This is a genomic window from Brevundimonas sp. GW822-FHT03E11, assembly GCF_058801445.1.
Genome location: NZ_JBXANG010000003.1, coordinates 1 through 22,265 on the forward strand (window position 1 = coordinate 1; position 22,265 = coordinate 22,265).

Consider the following 22,265-nt stretch of genomic DNA (forward strand, 5'->3'; position numbering starts at 1 on the left):
CCGCTTCGCGGTCCCCCTCCCCCAAAGGGGGAGGATTGCGGGGATCGGGTCACAATCTCATCTCCAGCCCTTCGCCCGCCAGATAGGCCTTCAGGTCCGGGATGGCGATGGCGCCGGTGTGGAAGACGCTGGCGGCCAGGGCGCCGGAGACGTCGGCCTGATTGAAGACGTCGCGGAAATGTTCGGGCGCGCCGGCGCCGCCCGAGGCGATCAGGGGGATGGTCAGGCGCGCCCTGGCGGCCGACAGTTGTTCGATGTCGTAGCCTTTGCGAACCCCGTCCTGGTCGATGCAGTTCAGCACGATCTCGCCGGCGCCCAGGCTCTGGGCCTCGTCCAGCCAGTCCAGGGTGCGTTTGCCGGCGCGGCGGCGGGCGTCCGGATCGCCGGTGTATTTGTGGACCACCCAGTCGCCGTCCTCGAACCGGCTGTCGACGCCGACGACGACGCATTGCCCGCCCAGCCGCTCGGCCATTTCGGCGATCAGTTCGGGACGCTCCAGGGCGGGGGAGTTGATCGACACCTTGTCCGCCCCGTGGTCCAGGCAGCGGGCGGCCTGATCGACGCTGCGGATGCCGCCGGCGACGCAGAAGGGGATGTCCAGCAGCCGGGCGATGTCCTTGATCCAGCCGTAGTCCAGGGTCCGGCCCTCGGGGCTGGCGGTGATGTCGTAGAAGACCAGTTCGTCGGCGCCGGCGTCGCGGTAGCGGGCGGCCAGTTCAGCGGCGTCGCCCATGTCGGTGTGGCCGACGAACTTGACGCCCTTGACCACCCGGCCGTCCTTGACGTCCAGACAGGGGACGATACGGCGCGCGGTCATGCCGTGGCCGCCGCTATGGCTTGCGGCAGGGTGAAGCGGTTCTCGTACAGGGCGCGGCCGACGATGGCGCCGTTGCAGCCCAGGGCCTTGACCGCGACGAGATCGTCCAGAGACGAGATGCCGCCGGACGCCTGAAGGACGACATCGGGGCGACGGCGGCGGATTTCGGCCAGCAGCTCCAGATTGGGGCCGGTCAGGGCCCCGTCGCGGCCGACGTCTGTGACCAGCAGGTGTTTGGCCGTGCCCTTGGGATAGCGATCCAGCGCCTCCCACAGGGTGACGCCGGACGACTGGGTCCAGCCCTTCAGGGCAGGAACGGGCACGCCGTCCTCGATCTTGACGTCCAGGGCCAGGGTGATGCGTTCGGGGCCGAAACCCTTCAGCCAGGCGGCGACGTCATTGGGCTGGGTCACCGCCAGGGAGCCGACGACGACGCGGGAGACCCCGGCCTCCAGCAGCTTGGCCACATCATTGGCGCTGCGGACGCCGCCGCCGGACTGGATCTTGATCTCGAGGGCCTGGGCCAGTTCGCCGATCAGGGCGTGCTGGCGCGCCTCGCCCGCCTCGGCCCCGTCCAGATCGACGATGTGAATCCACTCGGCGCCCTCGGCCGCGAAGGCGCTGAGGCGGGCGGCGGGCTGTTCGTCGTACTGCGTCACCTGGTCGAACTTGCCGTGCATCAGGCGCACGCAGACGCCGTCCTTCAGGTCGATGGCGGGGTAGATCAGCATGATGGATTCTCGGGCAGGCTCAGGAAGTTCCTGAGAATCGTCGCCCCGGCCTCGGCCGAGCGTTCGGGGTGGAACTGGCAGCCCCAGCGGTTGGCGGTGCGGACTATGGCGGGCACGGGGCCGCCGTAGTCGGCGCGGGCCAGGGTGGCGGGGCCGTCGGGACAGACATAGCCGTGGACGAAATAGGCGTAGGCGCCGTCGGCGACCCCCTCCAGCAGCGGATCCTCACGGTCGCGCGTCAGCCGGCTCCAGCCCATATGCGGCACGGGCAGGCCGCCGGCCGGCTCCAGCCGGGACACGGCGCCGGGGATGAAACCCAGCAGATCGACGCCCTCGCCCTCCTGGCTGGTTTCGAACAGAAGCTGCTGGCCCAGGCAGACGCCCAGCAGGGGACGGGGGAAGGCGCGGATCGGTTCGACCAGGCCCAGCTCCGACAGGCGGCTCATGGCGTAACCGGCCGCCCCGACGCCGGGCAGGATGACCCGTTCGGCGTCTGTGATCACGGCGGGATCGTCGGTCAGGCGCACGGTGGCGCCGAGACGTTCCAGGGCGAACTGGACCGAGGCGACGTTGCCGGCGCCGTAGGCGATGACGGCGACCTCGGTCATGCGATCCTCCCCCGTCGGGGGAGGGGGACCGCGCGTAGCGTGGTGGAGGGGGAGAGGACGCACGAGGTGTGGAGCGTCAGGCGCCGGCGCGCGGGCCGGCCCCCTCCACCGCTTCGCGGTCCCCCTCCCCCATGGGGGGAGGATTTCATCACAACACCCCCTTCGTCGACGGCACCGCATCGCCCTCGATCCGGATGGCTTGGCGCAGGGCGCGGCCGAAGGCTTTATAGACGGCCTCGGTCTTGTGGTGGTCGTCCTGGCCCGTGACCTTGATGTGGACGGCGGCGCCCATGGCCTCGGCCAGGGAGCGGAAGACGTGGGCCGTCAGGTCGGTGCGGTAGTCGCCGATGAAGGGGGTGTCGAACGTGCCTTCGAACAGCGGATAGGGTCGGCCGGACAGGTCGATGGAGACCGCAGCGTTGGCCTCGTCCATCGGCAGGACGAAGCCGTAGCGGGCGATGCCCTTGCGCTCGCCCAGCGCCTGTTTCAGCGCCTGCCCCAGGGCGATGGCGCTGTCCTCGATCGTGTGGTGGGGGTCGGTGTGCAGGTCGCCCTCGCACTGGAGGCGCAGGGAGAAGCCGCCGTGGGCCGCGATCTGCTCCAGCATGTGGTCGAAGAAGCCGACGCCGGTCTCGATCCTGATCGGGCCGGGGGCGTCCAGGTCGACGGCGCAGACGATGCGGGTCTCTTTCGTATCGCGCACGGCCTGGCCGACGCGGGCCGGACGGCGCTTGGCGGGCGTCAGGCCGAAGGCGGCCAGCAGCCGGTCGTTGACCTCGGGCTTGATCGAGACGGGCAGCCGCAACCGGTCGCCGGACCGGTCGGCCTCGATCCCATAGGTCTTCAAGCGCGCCAAGGCGGCGGCCGGGTCTTCGGGGCGGGCCATGATGATGGGGCCGACGCCGGGCTCGACCGTCAGGTCGCGGCCCAGTTCGCGGGCCAATCGCTCGCGCTCGCGCCGGACCGAGGCGATGCGCTCGGTCGTCTCGATCATCCGCGACGGGTCCAGGGCCTGAAGCGCCAGCCGCACCAGGGGCTCCGGCAGGGCGTAGGGCTCCAGCACCGAGGCGAGGCGGGCCAGGGTCGGGCCTTGCGCGACCGCCGCGCCGACGCGGGCGCCGGCTAAGCCATAGGCCAGGGACAGGCTGCGCAGCACGACCAGATTGGGCTGGTCGGCCACGACCGCGACGGCCGAGACGCTGTCGGAAAACTCGATCAGGCCCTCGTCCACCACCAGCAGGGCGGGGGCGACGCGGGCGGCCATTTCGGCGACCGCCTCGGGCGAGCCCAGGGCGCGGACGACCACGGCCGCGACCTCGCCCCTGGCCGGATAGATGGCGGCGAGACGGTCATAGGGCTCGGCCTTCGGCGCCTCGACCGAACCGCCGTCGCGAGCGGCGAGACGCCAGACCAGCTCCAGCCCATGGGTCAGGCCGCGCACCGGCAGGACCTGGTCGGCGGGCACGGCGTAGATCGCGGCCATGCGGGCGGCCAGGGCGGCAGGCTCGCCGGGATAGCGGTCCAGGCCCTCGCCGCCGGAGACCAGCGGGGGATAGGGGGCGGGCAGGGTCATCGGGCGGCTCCGCTATGATCTTCCCCCGCTTGCGGGGGAAGTGTCAGGTCGTGGCGCGAAGCGACACGCCTGACGATGGGGGGAGTTCTGCGACTTGGCGAAACGCCCCTCTCCGACCCTGGTTCGCTGCGCGAACGACGGGCCACCTCTCCCGCAAGCGGGAGAGGGTCTTTAAAGGCGGCCCTCATCCCTCGCTCCTCAGATCCGCCGCGCGGGCGTGGGCTTCCAAGCCCTCCATCCGGGCCAGGCGGGCGGCGATGGGGGCCAGGGCGCGGGCGCCGGCCTCGGTGACCAGCTGGACCGACATGGTGGTCATGAAGCTGGAAGTGGTGACGCCGCCCAGGGTGCGGGCGCCGCCGTCGGTCGGCAGGACGTGGCTGGGGCCGGCGGCGTAGTCGCCCAGGGTCTCGGCCGCGAACCGGCCGACGAAGACGGCGCCGGCGGCCTTGATGGAGGGGAGCAGGGCCTCCGGATCCTCGACCTGAAGCGCCAGGTGTTCGGGGCCGTAGAGGTTGATCACCTCGCAGGCGGCGTCCAGGTCGCGCACCAGGACGGCGCGGGCCTCGTTCAGCGAGGCGCGGGCGACGGCTTCGCGCGGCAGCGTCGCCACCTGGGCCTCAACCTCGGTCAGAATATAGTCGATGGTGGCGCGGCTGGTGGAGACCAGGAGAACTTGCGCGTCGGCATCGTGCTCGGCCTGGCTGAGCAGATCGGCGGCGGCGATCTCGGGCGCGGCGTCGCGGTCGACGACGACCATCAGCTCGGACGGACCGGCGGGCATGTCGACGGCGGGGCCGCCCGGAAGAGCGGACGCCTGTTTCTTGGCCTCGGCCACATAGGCGTTGCCGGGGCCGAACAGCTTGTCGCAGGCGGGGATGACCCCGTCCTCCAGTTCGACGCCGAAGGTCAGGGCGGCGATGGCCTGGGCGCCGCCCATCAGCCAGAGGGCGTCCAGCTCCGCCTCTGCGGCGGCCAGGATCATGGCGGGGTGGACCCCGCCGGACTTGTCCGGCGGGGTCACAGCGACGCGCCGGCCCACGCCCGCGACGCCGGCCGGAATGGCCAGCATCAGAAGCGAGGAGAAGAGGGGGGCGGTGCCGCCGGGGATGTAGAGACCGGCCGAGGCGATCGGACGCCAGGCCAGTTTGGAGCGGACGCCCGGCGTGGTCTCGACGAAGTCGGTGTCCTCCGGCCGGGTCGCCTGGTGGAAGACGCGGATATTGTCGGCCGCCATCCGCAGGGCGCGGACGTCGGCGGGGGGCAGGGCGTTGCGGGCCTCGGCCACGATCTCGGGCGTGATGGCGATGCGGCGGGGCGGGGCCTTGTCCAGCTTCTGGCACCAGTCGGTGACGGCCGCGCCGCCGCGCGCGCGCACGTCGTCCAGAATGGCGCGGACCACCTCGGTGACGTCGCCGGCGGTGCGCTGGGCCGGGCGGGCCAGGGCCGCCGTCTTGCCGGCGGCGTCGAGGGAAGACCAGTCGATACGTTTGAAGGCCGTGGTCATCACATCATCTTCTCGATGGGCAGGACCAGTATGGCCGAGGCGCCGGCGGCCTTCAGCTTCTCCAGCGTCTCCCAGAAGACGGCCTCCTGGCAGACGGCGTGGACGGCGACCGCGTCGTCGCGGCCCGACAGGGGCATGACGGTGGGCGAACCGGCGCCCGGCAGGATGGCGGTGATTTCGTCCAGCGCCGCGCGCGGGGCGTTCAGCATGACGTATTTGGCGCCCTGGGACGACACGACGCCGGCCATCCGCTCGATGATGCTGTCCAGAAGGTGCTGCAGGTCGGGTTCGGGGGCGACGGGGGACTGGATCAGCACGGCCTGGCTTTCCAGCACCGTGTCCTTGGCGCCCAGGCCGTTGGCCTCCAGCGTCGCGCCGGTCGAGACCAGGTCGCAGATGGCGGCGGCCAGTTTCAGCCGGGGCGCGACCTCGACGGCGCCGCGCATGACGACGATGTCGGCCTTGACCCCCCGCTCGTCCAGGAAGCGGCGCAGGATCTTGGGATAGGAGGTGGCGATCCGCAGGCCCTCCAGCGAGGCCGGGCCTTCATAGGCCAGGGTCGGGGGCGCAGCGATCTTCAGGGTGCAGCGGCCGAAGCCCAGGGGCATGACGACCGACGCATTGGGACCGCCGTTGCGGCCTTCCTCCAGCACGTTCTCGCCGACGATCCCCAGGTCGCAGACGCCGTCGGCCACGAAGGTGGGGATGTCGTCGTCGCGGACGCGCAACAGGTCGATCGGATAGTTCTCGACCCGATACAGCAGGTCGTTGTGGCCCTTGACCCATTTCAGACCCGCGTCGCGGATCAGGTCGAGGCTGCGGTCGGCCAGACGGCCGGATTTCTGGACGGCGATGCGAAGCCGGCCCTGTACGGTGCTCATGTTCGGATACTCAGTTCGTGTTCTTCAGGCGGTCCAGGGCGATGCGGTAGCCCTGGTGCGGCATGTCTTTGAGGTAACGGGCGACGCGGACGACGGTGGTGGGGCTGGCGTGGGCCTCGGCCGCGATCTCGCGATAGGATTTGCCGCCGGCGTCCAAGAGGCGCGCCACCTGCCAGCGCTCGGCGAAGGCGCGCAGTTCCGCCGGGGTGCACAGGTCGGCCAGAAAGGCGTCCATCTCGGCGCGCGTCTGCATCGACAGCAGGGCGTCGTAGAGGGCGTCGCGGGCGGGCGGGGTCGTCATGCGCGTTCCACTATGCTGTAACAGTGGAACGGTCAAGGGCGATTAGTGGCGAGTGGCGAGTGGCGAGTTTGAAGACGGCGCCTTGTGCGGTCCAGCCAGGTTTCGTCAGTCCCAAGGATGATGGTTGAAAGCGGGGGCGTTTATCTCGCCACTCGCCACTCGCCACTCGCCACTCTAAACCACCCCCATGACCAAGATCCTGATCATCGGCGCCGGCCACGCCGGCGGCTCCGTCGCGGCCTTTCTGCGGCAGTACGGGCATGAAGGCCCCATCGTGCTGGTGGGCGAGGAGGATGCGCCGCCCTATCAGCGGCCGCCCCTGTCCAAGGCCTGGCTGAAGGGGGAGGCGGATCTGGAGGCGCTGCTGCTGCGGCCGCTGAGCTTCTATCAGGAGCAGGGGATCGCGTTTCGACCCTCGACTGTCGCCGTGTCGGTGGACCCGGAGGCGAAGACGGTCGCCTTCCACGACGGCTCGAGCGAACCCTATGACGTCCTGGTGCTGGCGACGGGATCGACGGCGCGCAAACTGCCGGTTCCGGGCGGGGACCATCCCGACCTGCTGGAGCTGAGGACGCTGAAGGACGCCGAGCGGCTGAAGGCCGTGCTGGGGCCGGGCAAACGGCTGGCGGTGGTCGGCGGCGGCTATGTGGGTCTGGAGGCGGCGGCCTCGGCCCGCGCCTTGGGCGCCGAGGCGGTGGTGATCGAACGGGCGCCGCGCGTGCTGGCGCGGGTGGCGTCGGAGACCCTGTCGGCCTTCTTCACCGCCCAGCACCGGGCGCGGGGGGTGGAGATCATCACGGGCGCCGAGGTGGTCGCGGTCGCCCATGACGGCGTGACCCTGGCGGACGGATCGGCGGTGCAGGCGGATGCGGTTCTGGTCGGGGTGGGCGCCCTGGCCTGCGACAGCCTGGCGCGGTCGGCGGGCCTGCGTTGCGACGACGGGGTGGTGGTGGACGATCAGGCGCGGACCAGCGACCCGGCGATCTTCGCCGTCGGCGACATGACGCGGCGGCCGATTCCCGTGCACGGCGGGGTCTCGCACCGGCTGGAGAGCGTGCCCAACGCGCTGGAACAGGCCAAACAGGCGGCGGCGGCCATCGCCGGGCGACCGGGGCCGGCGCCGGAGGTTCCGTGGTTCTGGTCCGATCAGTACGACTTCAAGCTTCAGATCGCCGGCCTGCCGTTCGATGCGGACCGTCAGGTGGTGCGGGGCGATCCGTCGGCGGGGGGATTTGCGGTGTTTCACCTGAACGGCGACCGGGTGGTCTGCGTCGAGGCGGTCAATGCTCCGCCGGAGTTCATGGCGGGCAAACAGCTGATCGGAAAGGCGACGCCGGTGGATGCGGCCAAGCTGGCGGACGTCTCGGTTTCGATGAAGGCGGTGGGGGTGTGATTTTCACCCGACCTTCCACCGCTTGCGGGGGAAGTGTCAGGCCGTGGCGCGAAGCGACACGCCTGGCGATGGGGGAAGTCTTCTTGCTTTGAGCAGAACTTCACTCTCCGACCCTGGATCGCTGCGCGATCGACGGGCCACCTCTCCCGCAGGCGGGGGAGGGTCTGGTTGTTGAAGCTTCGCCGCAGTGCAACAAAACTGTTGCGCTTTTCGTTGGGTCGCGATCAAGCTGTGATCTCAACGCGGCGGGGGCGAATGACGAGAGCTTTCGACGAAATGAACGGCGGCGGATCCGGCGCGATCCGCGACAGCTACAAGACCCTGGCGGCCTGGCTGGAAAACGCCCCGCCGGACCTGTTGCAGGCGCGCTCGCGCCAGGCGGAGCTGTTCTTCCGCCGCATGGGGGTGACCTTCGCCGTCTATGGCGACGAGGAATCCAACGAGCGGCTGATCCCGTTCGACGTCGTTCCGCGCATCATCGGCGCCGACGAATGGGGCGGGCTGGAGAAGGGGCTGAAGCAGCGGGTCACCGCCATCAACGCCTTTCTGAAGGACATCTACGGACCGCAGGACTGTATCCGCGCCGGGATCGTGCCCGCCGACCTGATCCTGACCAATCCGCACTATCGGCCCGAGATGCAGGGGCGGCGTCCGCCCGGCGACGTCTGGTGCCATATCGCCGGGGTCGATCTGGTCCGCACGGGCGAGGACGGCTTCTATGTGCTGGAGGACAATGTCCGCACCCCGTCCGGGGTCTCCTATATGCTGGAGAACCGCGAGATGATGATGCGGCTGTTCCCCGACCTGTTCGCCGAACATGCGGTGCGGCCGGTCGAAATCTATACCGACATGCTGCTGCGTTCGCTCCAGGCCTCGGCGCCGTCGGGGGCGGGCGAGGATCCGACCATCGTGGTCCTGACGCCGGGGCCGTTCAACTCGGCCTATTACGAGCACAGCTTCCTGGCCGACAAGCTGGGGGTCGAACTGGTCGAGGGCGGGGATCTCTTCGTCAATGACGACACCGTCTATATGCGCACGACCGAAGGCCCCAAGCGGGTCGACGTCATCTATCGCCGCATCGACGACGACTTCATCGACCCCCTGACCTTCATGCCGGATTCGGCGGTCGGGGCGCCGGGGCTGATGTCGGCCTATTTCGCCGGGCGTGTGACCCTGGCCAATGCGGTCGGGACCGGGGTGGCCGACGACAAGGCCGTCTATACCTATATGCCCGAGATCATCCGCTTCTTCACCGGCGAGGACGCCATATTGAAGAATGTGCCGACCTGGCGCTGCCGCGAGCCGGAGGCGCTGAAGGAGGTGCTGGAGAAGCTGCCGGAACTGGTGGTCAAGGAGGTCGGTGGATCGGGCGGCTACGGCATGCTGGTGGGGCCCACCTCGACCCAGGCCGAGATCGAGGCCTTCCGCGCCAAGCTGATCGCCGATCCCGACGACTTCATCGCCCAGCCGACGCTGAGCCTGTCGACGGCCCCGACCCTGAACGGCGGAGCCCTGTCGCCGCGCCACGTCGATCTTCGGCCCTTCGTCCTGTCCAGTCCGGCCGGGGTGCGGGTCGCGCCGGGCGGGCTGACGCGGGTGGCGTTGAAGGAGGGGTCGCTGGTGGTCAACTCCAGCCAGGGCGGCGGAACCAAGGACACCTGGGTGCTGGATGTTTGATCGGACGAAAATCCTCCCCCGTCGGGGGAGGGGGACCGCGAAGCGGTGGAGGGCGCTCGCCCCAGACACCCTGTTTGCGTTTGGCCCCCTCCACCCCCCTTCGGGCGGTCCCCCTCCCCCAATGGGGGAGGAATAGATGCTCTCTCGCACCGCAGACAGTCTCTATTGGACCGGCCGCTATATGGAGCGGGCCGATTTTCTTGCGCGCATTCTGGAGGCGGCGATCCGGCTGGCGGCCCTGCCGGCCAAGGATCAGGCGACCGTCACCGCCTGGGCGGGGGCCATCGCCTCGTCGGGGGTGAAGTCGGCCTTCGACGCCACCGGCCGCACCGTGTCGGAGAAGTCCGTCCGCGAATATCTGGCCTTCGGAGCCGACAATACGACCTCGATCAAGGCCTGTATCACCCGGGCGCGGACCAACGCCCGTTCGGTGCGGACCGCCCTGACCATCGAGCTGTGGGAGGCGATCAACGGCGCCTGGAACGGGCTGAACGAACTGGGCGAGCCGACCCGCCGCGACGACTTCACCAACTTCCTGGACTTCGTGAAATCGACGTCCCTGGCGGTGGAGGGGGCCTCGTCGCGGACGATGCTCAGGAACGACGCCTACTGGTTCCTGCGGCTGGGCATGGCGATCGAGCGGGCCGACAACACCGCCCGCCTGCTGGACGTGAAGTACCATCTGCTGCTGCCGCCGGGCGAACGGGTGGGCGGACAGCTGGACTATTTCCAGTGGACCACCCTGTTGCGCGAGGTTTCGGCCCTGACCGCCTATCGCTGGGTTTATCGCGAGAGCGTGCGGCCCTGGCTGGTGGCGGACCTCCTGGTGCTGAACCGGCAGATGCCGCGGTCCCTGGCCAGCTGTCAGGGGATGATCGTCAGCTATCTGGAGAAGCTGGCGGCCGACTATGGCCGGCGCGGCCCGGCCCAGCGGCTGGCGTCGAACCGCCTGACCCAGTTCAACGAGGCTCGGATCGAGGACATCTTCCAGTCGGGCCTGCACGAATACATCCAGGGCTTTCTGAACGAGAACAACGCCCTGGGCGCCGCCATCCACGAACAGTATCTGGTCTGACCATGCGGATCCGGATCGACCACTCCACCCGCTACGCCTACGCCCGGCCCGCGCGGTTCATCGTCCAGATGCTGCGGCTGACGCCCCGGTCCTGCGAGGCCCAGCAGGTGCGGGAATGGCGGATCGAAACCGACGTCGACGCCCGGTTGCGGCGCAGCGACGACGCCTTCGGCAATATCGTGCACAGCCTCTATACCGAGCGGCCGACCGACGCCCTGACCATCCGGGTGACGGGCGAGGTCTCGACCGTGGACACCGGCGGGGTGATCCGGGGGCAGAACGAGCGGCTGCAGCCGGGCGTCTATCTGCGCGACACCCGGCTGACCCAGGCCGATGCGGCCCTGATCGACTTCGCCCGGTCCGTGCCAGAGGGCGCGGCCCTGGAGCGGATGCACCGTCTGATGGGGGCCATCCACGCCGGCGTCGCTTTCGAGGTCGGGGCGACCTCCGCCACCCATACGGCGGCCGAGGCCTTCGCCATCGGTCGCGGGGTCTGCCAGGATCACGCCCAGATCTTCATCGCCTGCGCCCGGACCCTGGGCGTGCCGGCCCGTTATGTCTCGGGCCATCTGAACCGGTCGGACGGTCAGCACGACCAGGACGCCGCCCACGCCTGGGCCGAGGCCTGGATCGAGGACCTGGGCTGGGTCGGGTTCGACGCGGCCAACGGCGTCTGCCCGACCGAGAACTATGTCCGCATCGCCGTGGGCCTGGATTCGCTGGGGGCGACGCCGATCCGGGGAACCAGCTATGGCGGCGGGGTCGGCAGTCTGACGGTGGCCCTTCATGTGCGGCCTGTGCAACAGGGCCGGCAACAACATCAGAGCCGGGGATGGTCCTGATCGTCATGTCGCGGGAATCTGTTAGCGTCTGCGGATTCGCGGAACGGGGAGCGGATAGGGGACAGTGACCTATTGCGTAGGCATGTTGGTGAAGGAGGGGTTGGCGATGATCGCCGACACCCGCACCAATGCGGGCGTGGACAACATCTCGTCCTATCGCAAGCTGCATGTGTTCAAGCGGCCCGGCGAGCGGGTGCTGGCCGTGGCGACGGCGGGCAATCTGTCGGTCACCCAGACGGCCCTGGCCATGGTCGCCGAAGGGGTCAAGCTGCCGGATTCGACCGGGCCGGAGACGCTTGAGACCGCGCCGACCCTGTTCCGCGCCGCCCAGATCCTGGGCCATGCGATGGCCACGGTCCGGGCGACGATCAACACCCCCGCCTCGCCGACCGCCGACGCCCTGAACGTCAACGCCTCCATGCTGCTGGGCGGCCAGATCGCGGGCGGCAAGATGGGGCTGTATCTGATCTACGGCCAGGGCAATTTCATCGAATGCGGGGCCGACACGCCGTATCTGCAGATCGGCGAGCTGAAATACGGCAAGCCGATCCTGGACCGAGCCCTGCATTCCGACACCCCGCTGTCCGAGGCGGTGAAGCTGGGGCTGATCTCGTTCGACTCGACCATTCGCTCCAACATCGCCGTGGGGCCGCCGCTGGATCTGATCGTGATCCGCCGCGACAATCTGTCGGGGATGGAGCGGCGGCTGGAGGCCGATGATCCCTATTTCCGCGACCTGGGCCGGCGATGGTCGGAAGCATTGGCTGCGGCGCATCAGGCCATGCCGGCGCCCACCTGGCTTGATCTGGGCGCGCAGACGGCGCCGTCTCGCACGATCAGCGTCGTCTCGAATTAAGTTGCGACCTACTCGCAATCGCTCTTGTGCGGCCCAATGAAGCTGGTTATTGCGACCGCATCGCAAAATCAGACCAAAAGGTCGCCAAAACATGTCCGACTCTCGCGCCGCCTCGCTTCGCGCGCTTCTCTTCGCCTCCAGCGCCGCCGGCATGCTGGTCGCCGCCCCCGCCATCGCCCTCGCCGCTGACGCGACCGCCGAAGACGGCGTGGTCGTCACCGCGGATCAGCAACAACAGCCCGCCAACCTGGGTACGATCGACGTCAACGGCCAGCTGAAGAAGCGCGAGCCGCAGAGTCCGGAGTTCGTGGCGCCCCTGGTGGACACGCCGCGTTCGATCACCATCATTCCCGAACAGGTCATCACCCAGACGGCGGCGACCTCGCTGGAAGACCTGCTGCGCAACTCGCCCGGCATTACGTTCGGCGCGGGCGAGGGCGGTCAGCCGCTCGCCGACCGCCCCTTCATCCGCGGCCAGTCCTCGGGCAACAACATCTTCGTGGACGGGGTGCGCGACGCCGGCGGACAGCAGCGCGAGGTCTTCGACCTGGAACAGGTCGAGGTGATCAAGGGGGCGGACTCCGTCTATTCGGGCCGCGGCTCGGGTGGCGGCAGCATCAACCTCAGCTCCAAACAGCCGCGCCTGGCCGATTCCGTCAGCGCCAGCGCGGGCGTGGGCACGGACAACTATTACCGCGCCACGGTGGACGGAAACTGGCGGCTGAACGAAACCAGCGCCTTCCGCCTGAACCTGCTGGCGACCGAGGGGGACGTGCCCGGCCGTGACGCCGTCGATTTCGAGAAATACGGCCTGGCCATGGCCTTGGGCTTCGGCCTGGGGACCGACACCTCGGCGACGATCAACTACTATCACCTGACCGCCGACTCGATGCCGGACTACGGCATTCCGCTCGACCGCAAGCTGGACAACGGCTGGGCGATCAAGACCACGGACAGCCGCATCCTGAACGTCCCCTACGACAGCTTCTACGGGCTGAAGGCGCGCGACTATATGCGCAATGAGGTCGACAGCGTCACGGTGAAGCTGGAGCACCGGTTCAGCGACAACCTGACCCTGCGCAACCTGACCCGCTATTCGGAGACGCTGAACGACTATGTCGTGACCAACCCCGGCGACGGCGGCGCGGCGGTCCTGGTCGGCGACACCTGGTGGATGAAGCGGGGCCTGAAGTCGCGCTGGAACCCGGCGGAAACCTTCGCCAACGTCACCGACCTGTACGGCGACTTCACCACGGGCGCCCTGAAGCACAGTTTCGACCTGGGCGTCGAATACAGCCGCGAACGCAACCGAAACGCCGGCTACACCGTCACCACGATCAGCGGCTCGGCCTGTCCGACAGGTCTCACGGGTTTCGACTGCACGCCCGTCTATGATCCGAACCCGAACGATCCCTGGACCGGTTCGATCGTGCGCGGCGCCGTGACCCGCAATACGACCAAGTCTACGGGCGTCTACGCCAATGACTCCATCGCCCTGGGGGACCGCTGGGTGCTGAACCTGGGCCTTCGCTGGGACGATTACAGGGTTCGCGGCGTCGCCTCGACCGGCTTGCCCGTGGCGGAGACGTCTTGGGACTTCGTCAACTATCAGGTCGGCCTGGTCTATAAGCCGACGGCGAACACCAGCGTCTACGCCTCCTACGCCACTTCTTCGACGCCGCCGACGATTTCAGCGGGCGATCAGAACAACTCCGGCGGAGCCGGGTCGGGCAACTTGGCCAATGAGGTGCTGGATCCCGAGGACACCGAAAACTATGAGATCGGCGCCAAGGCCGAACTGTTCGGCCAGCGCCTGAGCCTCAGCGGCGCCCTGTTCCAGACCACCCGCAAGAACGCCCAGATCCTGATTTCCGACGGGGTCTACGCCCAGGCGGGCGAGGTCGAGGTCAAGGGGCTGGAGCTGGGCTTCTCGGGCAACGTCACCCCCGCCTGGACCGTGTTCGGCGGCTACACCTATATGGATTCCGAACTGGTGCGCGGCGCCTACAACAGCGTCAACGTCGGCGACCCCCTGGCCAACACGCCCAAGAACAGCTTCAGCCTGTTCACCACCTATCAGCTGCTGTCGAAGCTGAGCCTGGGCGGCGGGGTCTATTATGTGGATGACCGGTTCGGCGGTAACCAGGGCGGCGCCGGGGGCGGGACAGCGCGCGTCTATGCGCCCAGCTACACCCGCCTGGATCTGTTCGCCGCCTATGATCTGAGCGACCGCGCCAGCCTGCAGCTGAACGTCAAGAACGCCACGGACGAGGAATACATCATGCGGACCAACGGGGTTCACCATGCCGACCCCGCTCCGGCGCGTCAGGCCATCCTGGCCCTGAACCTGCGCTTCTAAAGGCCTCTATCCCCGGCCTATAACTGGCGGCTCCGTCCTTCCGGCGGGGCCGCCTTTCTCTTTTCCAGCGAGAGCGACGTGCTGCTGCAAATCCCCGAAGTCTTCTCCAAGGCCGAAGTGAAGGCCCTGCGCGAGCGGCTGGACGCCGGACCGTGGGCCGACGGAAACATGACCTCCGGCCACCAGTCGGCGACGGCCAAGCGGAACCAGCAGCTGCCGGAAGACTCCGACGTCGCCAAGGAGGTCTCGGCCCTGATCGTCCAGGCCTTGAACGCCAATCCCATGTTCGTCGCCGCCGCCCTGCCGCACACGATCTTTCCGCCCTTGTTCAACCGCTATGAGGGCGGGGGCGAGTTCGGCCTGCACGTGGACAACGCCATCCGCCAGCAGCGCGGCGGCGGGTCAATCCGTATACGGAGCGACCTGTCGGCGACCCTGTTCCTGTCCGAACCTGAAGACTATGACGGCGGCGAACTGATCATCGAGGAGATGTACGGGCCGCAGTCGGTCAAGCTGCCGGCCGGGGATCTGGTGCTTTATCCGTCCAAGAGCCTGCACAAGGTCATGCCGGTGACGCGCGGGGCGCGGGTCTCGTCCTTCATGTGGATGCAGAGCCTGATCCGGGACGACGGCGACCGCGAGATGCTGTTCCGCCTGGACGTGGCGACCCAGCGCGTGGCCCTGGAGAAGGGGCCGAAGGATCAGGCGGTGATCGAACTGACCGGCGTCTATCACAATCTGCTGCGGCGCTGGTCCGAGGTGTGACGTCCCGACCGCCCCGTCTGTGACCCCAGGGTCGCAGTCCGCTTTATAAGGTCGCAGGGCTGAACCAAGGCGGGGCTGGTCTATTGTGACCGGGATGTTCCAAGACGCGCCCCCCGCTCCGCCCGCCCAACTGTCTGAAATCACGGTGACGGCGGCCCGTCTGCCGCCCGCCGCCGCCGACGCCGCCTTTTCGGTGGTGCGGCTGGATCAAACCGTGCTGGAGCGGTCCGTCCGGCTGGACGAGGCCCTGCGGACCGTGCCCGCCGTGTCCCTGTTCCGCCGCACCTCCAGCCTGGCCGCCAATCCGACGACCCAGGGGATTTCCCTGCGGGCCATCGCCCCGTCCGGCGCAGGGCGGACCCTGGTGACCCTGGACGGAGTCCCGCTGAACGATCCGTTCGGCGGCTGGGTGATCTGGTCCCAGGTCGCGCCGGAATCGCTGGAGCGGGTGGACGTCGTGCGCGGCGCGGGCGCGGGGCCCTATGGCGCGGGCGCCCTGACCGGGACCATCGCCCTGACGGAGCGGGCGCGCGGCGGGGTGCTGGACCTGTCGGTGGCCGAGCGCGGCGGGGCGCGGGCGGCGGGCTCGGGATCGACCATGCTGGGTCCGGTCGGCGTGACCCTGTCGGGCCTGTATGAGACCAGCGACGGCTATACGCCCGTGCGCGGTGCGGCGGCCGGTGCGGCGGATCAGCCGCTGGACCTGGACAGCCGCAGCGCCGCCCTGCGGGTCGATGCGCCGCTGGACGGAGTGAATCTGGAAGGGGCGAACCTGTCTCTGCGCGCGGCGACCTGGGAGGAGGATCGGGGCTCCGGTCTGCTGAACGCCCGGTCAAACGCCAGCGGCCACAGCCTCAGCGCCACGGCCGCCAAGGCGCCTACCGTCGACGGCTACGGCTGGCGGCTGCAGGCCTGGCGGATCGAGAGCGACTTCGCCAACAGCTCGGCCTCGGTGGCGGCGGACCGGTCGACGACGACCCCGGCCAATGATCAGTACAAGACCCCGGCGACCGGCTGGGGGCTGAACGCGGCCCTGCGCCGTCGCGTGGCCGAGATCGCGGGCGGCCGGCTGGAGTGGGAGGTCGGCGCCGACGCCCGCTTCAACGAGGGTGAGACCAATGAGTTCTTCAGCAATCCCACCGGCGCGGGCTTCGCGCGGGGACGGCGCGCGGGCGGCGAGACCTCGGTGGCCGGGGCCTATGTGGACGGGTCGTGGACCGGCGGGGACTGGCTGGTCGCGGGCGGTCTCCGCTACGACCGGTGGAAGAACGAGGCGGGCTTCCGCTACGAATACACGCTGGCGACCGGGGCGCCGATCCTGGACGAGACCGACGAGGACCGGTCGGGCGAGGTGGTCAGCGCGCGACTGGCGGCGCGGCGCGATCTGGCCGCCTGGCTGGGCGAGGGTTACGCCTGGCGGGCGGCGGCCTATTCCGGCTTTCGGCCCGCGACCCTGAACGAACTGCACCGGCCGTTCCGGGTCGGCAACGACATCACTGAGGCCAATTCGGGGCTGGAGCCCGAGACCCTTCGCGGGATCGAGACGGGCCTGGCCTTCGACCGGAGCGGCGTCGCCTGGGGGGCGACCGTCTTCTGGAACGAGATCGAGGACGCCATCGTCAATGTGACGATCGGCGAAGGACCGGCGACCTTCCCGCGCGCGGGTTTCGTGCCGGCGGGCGGCGTGCTGCGCCAACGCCAGAACGCCGGCACGATCAAAGCCTGGGGCCTGGAGCTGAACGGTTCGGTCCGGGCGACCGAGGCCCTGGCGCTGAACGCCGCCCTGTCCTGGACAGACGCCGAGGTGGACGGCGGGACGGCGGCGCCGCAGCTGACGGGCCTGCGTCCGGCCCAGGCGCCGGAATGGAGCGCGACGGCGGGCATCGACTGGCGGGCGACGGATCGGCTGACCCTGGGTCTGGCCGCGCGCTATGAATCGGCCCGGTTCGACGATGATCTGAACAGCCGCACCCTGGACCCCGCCGTCACCCTGGACGCTCGCGCGGAATGGTCGGCCGGGGACGGGGTGATGATCTGGGCCGCCGTCGACAATGCTTTCGACGCGGATGTGGAGGTGTCTATGACCGGGTCCGACGTTGCGGGCTACGGCCCCCCGCGCACGGTGCGGGCCGGGGTCAGGTTCAGCTACTGACGATCTCTGCGCGACAAATTCGCCGCATCGCTTGCTATTGAAAACGGTTCGCAACAGTGGCACAGCCGTTCCGTGACTGAACTCGCCGCTCAAAATCAGATCGAGCCGACCTCAAGGGGCGCGAAAAAGCCGAAGGCTGCGCTGAACGGCGCGCGGTCCTTCTGGCTGAAGCAGCTGCATTCCTGGCACTGGATTTCGGCGGCCGTCAGCCTGGTCGGCATGATCCTGTTCGCGGTCACGGGCATCACCCTGAACCATGCGGCCTCCATTCCGGCCGAGCCGGTGACGGTCGAACAGACCGCCACCCTGCCGGCGCCCCTGCTGCAACGGCTTGCGGCCTATCCGCAGGAGACGACCGAACCGGTTCCCGACGCCGTCGCCCGCTGGTCGGCCGAGGCCCTGAAGGTTCAGATCGCCGGGCGGCCGACCGAGACGACGCCCGAGGAGATCTATGTCGCCCTGCCGATCCCCGGCGGCGACGGCTGGTTGACCATCGACCGGGCGACGGGCGAGGCGGTCCATGAAAAGACCACGCGCGGCTGGATCGCCTATCTGAACGACCTGCATAAGGGGCGGAATGCAGGCGCGGTCTGGTTCTGGTTCATCGACGTCTTCGCCGTCGCCTGCGTCATCTTTGCGGTGACGGGGCTGGGGCTGATGTGGCTGCATGCGCGCGGCCGTCCCTCCACCTGGCCCCTGGCGGCGCTGGGCCTGTTGATCCCCGTCGTCATCGCCCTGATCTTCATCCATTGAGAGTGTAACGGATGCGTCTTCTCCCCATCGTCGTCACCACCGCAGGCCTGGCCGCGGCCGCTCCGGCCCTGGCGGCGGATCTGTCGGTCACGGTCGAAGTGCCGCGGCTGAACACCGCCTCCTATCACCGGCCCTATGTGGCGGTCTGGATCGAGCGGCCGGATCAGACGGCGGTCCAGACCCTGGCGGTCTGGTACCAGCAGACCCGCAACAATGAGGGCGACGGCAAGGACTGGCTGAAGGACCTGCGGACCTGGTGGCGCAAGGGCGGCCGGGCCATGAGCCTGCCGGCCGACGGGATTTCGGGCGCCACCCGCGCGCCGGGCCGCCAGACCGTCAACGTCCCCGCCGCCCGCCTGCGCGGGCTTCAGCCCGGCCAGTACAATCTGGTGGTCGAGGCGGCGCGCGAACTGGGCGGGCGCGAGGTGGTGCGCGTGCCCTTCCGCTGGGGCGGGGCCAATACCGCCGACGCCTCCGGCTCCACCGAACTGGGCGCCGTGCGCGTCACCGTCTCTCGCTGAGGAACAGACCCATGAAAAAGACCGTCGCGCTTCTGGCCTTCGCCGCCGCCCTGGCTGCGCCCCTGGCCGCCCAGGCGCACCGCGCCTGGATGGCGCCGACCTCGACCAGCCTGTCGGGCGCCGACGCCTGGGTCGGTTTCGATGCGGGCATGTCCAACGGGGTCTTCATCCCCGACCACGCCGCCATGCGGATGACGGGCTTGGTGGTGACGGCGCCCGACGGCTCGACCGTCCAGCCCGAACATCTGATGCAGGCCCAGTACCGCACCACCTTCGACGTCCATCTGACGCAGAACGGCACCTATAAGGTCGCCAACGTCATGGGCGGCGTCATGGCCAGCTACACCCTGAACGGCGAACAGAAGCGTTGGCGTGGAACCGCAGCCGAATTTCCGGCGGCCCTGCCCCAGGGCGCGACCGACGTCCAGGCGACCCGCACCGCCAGCCGGATCGAGACCTTCGTCACCCTGAACAATCCGACCGACACCGTGTTCAAGACCACGGGCGAAGGGCTGGAGCTGGTCCCCGTGACCCATCCGAACGATCTGGTCGCCGGCGAGGCCGCCAGCTTCAAACTGCTGAAGGACGGCCAGCCCGCCGCCGATCTTGACGTCGTCGTCGCGCGCGGCGGCCTGCGCTATCGCGACAATCCCGAGGAGATGACGGTCAAGACCGGCGCCGACGGCGTCTTCACCGTCACCTGGCCTGAGGCCGGCCTGTACTGGCTGAACGCCTCGGTCCGCACCCCGGCCCAGGGAGAAACCCTGGGATCGAACGCCAACTATGTGGCGGTGATGGAAGTCCTGCCCTAAGCCGCTGGGCATGTCCGACACGCCCTTTTCGCGCGGTTCGCGCGCCGCCCCGCCCGTCCTCACCCTGGGAGACCCGGTTCCGCTTGCGGAACGGGTCGACAACCGCGTCCTGATCCCGCCGGTCGAGGGGCCGCCGCCCCGGCCGCCCAGCGACGAGATCCAGGCGCTGGACGGCCGGGCCATGGGCACGACCTGGAGCGTGCGCGCCATCGGGCCGCGCGGCCTGACCGAGGCGGCCTTGCGCGAGGCGATCGAGCGGGAGCTGGCGACGGTCGTGGCCCTGTTCAGCCCGTGGGAGCCGACCAGCGAGATCAGCCGGTTCAACGCCGCCCCGCCCGGCATGTGGTCGGTGTCCCAGCCGTTCTGGGATCTGGTCGATGCGGCCATGGACCTGGGCGACGAGACCAATGGGGCGGTCGATCCGACCCTGGGCGCCCTGGTCGACCTGTGGGGCTTCGGCCCGCCGGGGCCGCGCGGCGCCCTTCTACCCCTGCCCAGCGACGAAGAGGTCGAGGCGGCCCTGAAGGTCAGCGGCTGGGGACGGCTGCGGATGAACCGCGAGGCGCGCGGCCTGATGCAGCCGGGCGGAATGAAGCTGGACCTGTCCGGCATCGCCAAGGGTCATGCGGTGGACCGGGTGTCGGACGCCCTGACGGCGCTGGGCGCGACCTCGCACCTGGTCGAGATCGGCGGAGAGCTGAAGGGCCGCGGGGTCAAGCCCGACGCCCAGCCGTGGTGGGTCGAGATCGAGCGGGTGGAGGGCGACGCCTCGCCCCGCACGGTGGCGGCCCTGTTCGACCTGGCCATGGCGACCAGCGGCGACTATCGCCGCGCCTTCCGTCATGAAGGGCGGCTCTATCCCCATACGATCGACGGATCGACCGGGCGGCCGGTCAGCAACAATCTGGCCTCGGTCACGGTGCTGCACGCCTCGGCCATGAAGGCCGACGCCTACGCCAGCGCCCTGACGGTCATGGGGCCGTTCGAGGGGCCGGAGTACGCCGAAGCGGTCGGCTTGACCGCCCTGTTCGTCGAACGCACCCCGCGCGGCCTGGTCGAGCGGATGACCCCGGCCTTCAAGGCCATGATGGAGGATGGGGCGGAGGCGGCGCCGGGGTGACGCACGATCCGTCCCGCTGGCTTCTGGCCCTGGCGGCCGTCGGCCTCTGGCTGGTCCTGATCGGCCTGATCGTCTGGCGCGAGCGCCGGGCGAAGGCGGCGGCGCGCGCCCGCTCCGAGGCCCTGGCCGGAGACGGGGAGGAGACGGTGCTTGTGGCCTTCGCCAGCCAGACGGGACTGGCCGAGGAACTGGCCTGGATGACCGCCCGAGCCTTGCAGGACGGCGGCTTGGGGGCGCGGGTCCTGTCGTTTGCGGACCTGGACCTGGCGACGCTGAAGGCGGCGGGCCGGGCCCTGCTGATCGTCTCGACGACGGGTGAAGGCGATCCGCCCGACAGCGCCGCGCGGCTGGTGCGAAAGGCCATGGGGGCGCCGGCCGACCTGGGCGGGCTTCGGTTCGGCCTGATGGCCCTGGGCGACCGCAGCTATGATCAGTTCTGCGGCTTCGGCCATGCGGTGGACGGCTGGCTGAGGCGCTCGGGCGCCGAGCCCTTGTTCGATCTGGTGGAGGTGGACGCCGGGGACGCGGGCGCCGTGCGCCACTGGCAGCATCAGTTGAACCAGATCACCGGTCGGGCCACGGCCCCCGACTGGACCCCGCCAGCCTATGAGCCCTGGCGGCTGACGCAGCGGACCCTGATCAATCCCGGCAGTCCGGGCGGCGACGCCTACCATCTGGTCTTGGAGCCGGTCGGGACGGCGCCGCCCTGGTCCGCCGGGGACATCGCCGAGGTGGGGCTGCCCGAGCGCGACGGCGTGTCGCCGGGCGCGCGCGAATATTCGATCGCCTCCATACCGGCGGACGGGCGGGTCGAACTGGTGGTGCGGCTGATGCGTCGGCCGGACGGGACGCCCGGCCTGGCCTCGGGCCGGCTGACCCAGGACCTGGCTCTGGGCGCAACCATCGACATGCGGGTGCGGACCAACCGCAGCTTCCACGGCCCGGAGGATCAGACGCCGATGATCCTGATCGGCAACGGCACGGGGATCGCGGGGCTGAGGGCCCATCTGAAGGCCCGCGCGGCCCAAGACGGGGGCCAGGGGAGCGGCGCCTGGCTGATGTTCGGCGAACGGACCCAGGCCCACGACGCCTTCTTCGACGCCGAGCTTCAGGCCTGGCTGGCGTCCGGCGTTCTGACCCGGCTGGACCGGTGTTTCTCGCGCGATCCCAGCGACGGCCGCTATGTGCAGGATCTGGTCGCGGCGGCGGCGCCGGACGTCCGCGCCTGGGTGGACCGGGGCGCGGCCCTCTATGTCTGCGGCAGTCTGGAGGGGATGTCCCAGGGGGTCCATGCAGCCCTGGAGGCGGCGCTGGGCGCGGAGGCCCTGCTGACCCTGCTGGAGGACGGCCGCTATCGCCGGGACGTCTACTGAAAAGGAGATCAGCGCCGCCCGACTGCTGCGTCTGCCCGACCGAACCGGAAGCGGCGCCGTCGAACACCCGCCGCCAGGCCGTCGACCGGCTGTTCGCCTTCGCCACGGTCTCGCTGGACGCCGGATGATCCGAATCGGGGAAGGCGTCGTAA

Annotated in this window: 20 protein-coding genes; 13 read left to right on the top strand and 7 right to left on the bottom strand. The window is 69.5% G+C overall.

The window, feature by feature from the left end; translation table 11 throughout:
- Positions 1 to 49 precede the first annotated feature (49 nt).
- The 7 genes from hisF to AC1RKE_RS05370 form a co-directional block, all read right to left on the bottom strand.
- Positions 50 to 817 carry an imidazole glycerol phosphate synthase subunit HisF gene (gene hisF / locus AC1RKE_RS05340; protein WP_395942071.1) on the bottom strand — a complete coding sequence of 256 codons (768 nt, stop codon included), beginning with the start codon at positions 815 to 817 and terminating at the stop codon, positions 50 to 52.
- The gene (gene hisA / locus AC1RKE_RS05345) at positions 814 to 1,548 is read right to left on the bottom strand and encodes a 1-(5-phosphoribosyl)-5-[(5-phosphoribosylamino)methylideneamino]imidazole-4-carboxamide isomerase (RefSeq protein ID WP_183215178.1); all 735 of its coding nucleotides are present in this window, start codon (positions 1,546 to 1,548) and stop codon (positions 814 to 816) included. The genes hisF and hisA overlap by 4 nt, the downstream gene beginning before the upstream one ends.
- Complete coding sequence (gene hisH, locus AC1RKE_RS05350; protein WP_182715210.1) at positions 1,542 to 2,156, bottom strand: imidazole glycerol phosphate synthase subunit HisH; 615 nt, start codon at positions 2,154 to 2,156, stop codon at positions 1,542 to 1,544. The genes hisA and hisH overlap by 7 nt, the downstream gene beginning before the upstream one ends.
- A gap of 148 nt (positions 2,157 to 2,304) precedes the next feature.
- Positions 2,305 to 3,729, bottom strand: a complete 1,425-nt coding sequence (gene hisB / locus AC1RKE_RS05355) for an imidazoleglycerol-phosphate dehydratase HisB (RefSeq protein WP_395942326.1) — start codon at positions 3,727 to 3,729, stop codon at positions 2,305 to 2,307.
- Between the two features lie 184 nt (positions 3,730 to 3,913).
- Entirely contained in the window at positions 3,914 to 5,233 is a 1,320-nt protein-coding gene (hisD, locus tag AC1RKE_RS05360) for a histidinol dehydrogenase (protein WP_348685168.1), read from the bottom strand.
- Positions 5,233 to 6,114 carry an ATP phosphoribosyltransferase gene (hisG, locus tag AC1RKE_RS05365; RefSeq protein WP_182715141.1) on the bottom strand — a complete coding sequence of 294 codons (882 nt, stop codon included), beginning with the start codon at positions 6,112 to 6,114 and terminating at the stop codon, positions 5,233 to 5,235. The genes hisD and hisG overlap by 1 nt, the downstream gene beginning before the upstream one ends.
- Before the next feature lie 10 nt (positions 6,115 to 6,124).
- The gene (locus AC1RKE_RS05370; RefSeq protein WP_191554555.1) at positions 6,125 to 6,415 is read right to left on the bottom strand and encodes a YerC/YecD family TrpR-related protein; all 291 of its coding nucleotides are present in this window, start codon (positions 6,413 to 6,415) and stop codon (positions 6,125 to 6,127) included.
- A gap of 187 nt (positions 6,416 to 6,602) precedes the next feature.
- On the opposite strand from AC1RKE_RS05370, the gene AC1RKE_RS05375 reads away from it, so the two are divergent.
- The 13 genes from AC1RKE_RS05375 to AC1RKE_RS05435 all read left to right on the top strand — a co-directional run bounded on the left by AC1RKE_RS05375 (position 6,603) and on the right by AC1RKE_RS05435 (position 22,113).
- The gene (locus AC1RKE_RS05375) at positions 6,603 to 7,808 is read left to right on the top strand and encodes an NAD(P)/FAD-dependent oxidoreductase (protein WP_395942325.1); all 1,206 of its coding nucleotides are present in this window, start codon (positions 6,603 to 6,605) and stop codon (positions 7,806 to 7,808) included.
- A 255-nt stretch (positions 7,809 to 8,063) separates the two neighbouring features.
- Positions 8,064 to 9,485 carry a circularly permuted type 2 ATP-grasp protein gene (locus AC1RKE_RS05380; RefSeq protein WP_182715138.1) on the top strand — a complete coding sequence of 474 codons (1,422 nt, stop codon included), beginning with the start codon at positions 8,064 to 8,066 and terminating at the stop codon, positions 9,483 to 9,485.
- Positions 9,486 to 9,621: 136 nt separating this feature from the next.
- Positions 9,622 to 10,560 (top strand): alpha-E domain-containing protein, encoded by a 939-nt coding sequence (locus tag AC1RKE_RS05385; RefSeq protein ID WP_152948901.1) that lies wholly within the window; start codon positions 9,622 to 9,624, stop codon positions 10,558 to 10,560.
- A gap of 2 nt (positions 10,561 to 10,562) precedes the next feature.
- On the top strand, positions 10,563 to 11,402 hold the full coding sequence (locus AC1RKE_RS05390) for a transglutaminase family protein (protein ID WP_395942324.1): 840 nt from the start codon (positions 10,563 to 10,565) through the stop codon (positions 11,400 to 11,402).
- Between the two features lie 106 nt (positions 11,403 to 11,508).
- A complete protein-coding gene (locus AC1RKE_RS05395; RefSeq protein ID WP_348685361.1) occupies positions 11,509 to 12,258 on the top strand; it encodes a proteasome-type protease in 750 nt (249 codons plus the stop codon).
- Between the two features lie 91 nt (positions 12,259 to 12,349).
- Positions 12,350 to 14,617: a TonB-dependent receptor gene (locus tag AC1RKE_RS05400; RefSeq protein ID WP_395942363.1), complete on the top strand. Its 2,268-nt coding sequence runs from the start codon at positions 12,350 to 12,352 to the stop codon at positions 14,615 to 14,617.
- Positions 14,618 to 14,695: 78 nt separating this feature from the next.
- Complete coding sequence (locus tag AC1RKE_RS05405) at positions 14,696 to 15,382, top strand: Fe2+-dependent dioxygenase (protein ID WP_183215168.1); 687 nt, start codon at positions 14,696 to 14,698, stop codon at positions 15,380 to 15,382.
- 94 nt (positions 15,383 to 15,476) lie between these two features.
- Complete coding sequence (locus AC1RKE_RS05410; RefSeq protein ID WP_348683275.1) at positions 15,477 to 17,534, top strand: TonB-dependent receptor; 2,058 nt, start codon at positions 15,477 to 15,479, stop codon at positions 17,532 to 17,534.
- Between the two features lie 72 nt (positions 17,535 to 17,606).
- On the top strand, positions 17,607 to 18,287 hold the full coding sequence (locus AC1RKE_RS05415; RefSeq protein WP_409616355.1) for a PepSY-associated TM helix domain-containing protein: 681 nt from the start codon (positions 17,607 to 17,609) through the stop codon (positions 18,285 to 18,287).
- 11 nt (positions 18,288 to 18,298) lie between these two features.
- A complete protein-coding gene (locus AC1RKE_RS05420; protein ID WP_348683273.1) occupies positions 18,299 to 18,808 on the top strand; it encodes a DUF2271 domain-containing protein in 510 nt (169 codons plus the stop codon).
- 11 nt (positions 18,809 to 18,819) lie between these two features.
- Positions 18,820 to 19,620 carry a DUF4198 domain-containing protein gene (locus AC1RKE_RS05425; protein ID WP_348683271.1) on the top strand — a complete coding sequence of 267 codons (801 nt, stop codon included), beginning with the start codon at positions 18,820 to 18,822 and terminating at the stop codon, positions 19,618 to 19,620.
- 10 nt (positions 19,621 to 19,630) lie between these two features.
- On the top strand, positions 19,631 to 20,740 hold the full coding sequence (locus tag AC1RKE_RS05430) for an FAD:protein FMN transferase (protein ID WP_348683269.1): 1,110 nt from the start codon (positions 19,631 to 19,633) through the stop codon (positions 20,738 to 20,740).
- Positions 20,737 to 22,113: a sulfite reductase subunit alpha gene (locus AC1RKE_RS05435; protein ID WP_348683267.1), complete on the top strand. Its 1,377-nt coding sequence runs from the start codon at positions 20,737 to 20,739 to the stop codon at positions 22,111 to 22,113. Before AC1RKE_RS05430 ends, AC1RKE_RS05435 begins: the two co-directional genes overlap by 4 nt.
- Positions 22,114 to 22,265: the final 152 nt, after the last annotated feature.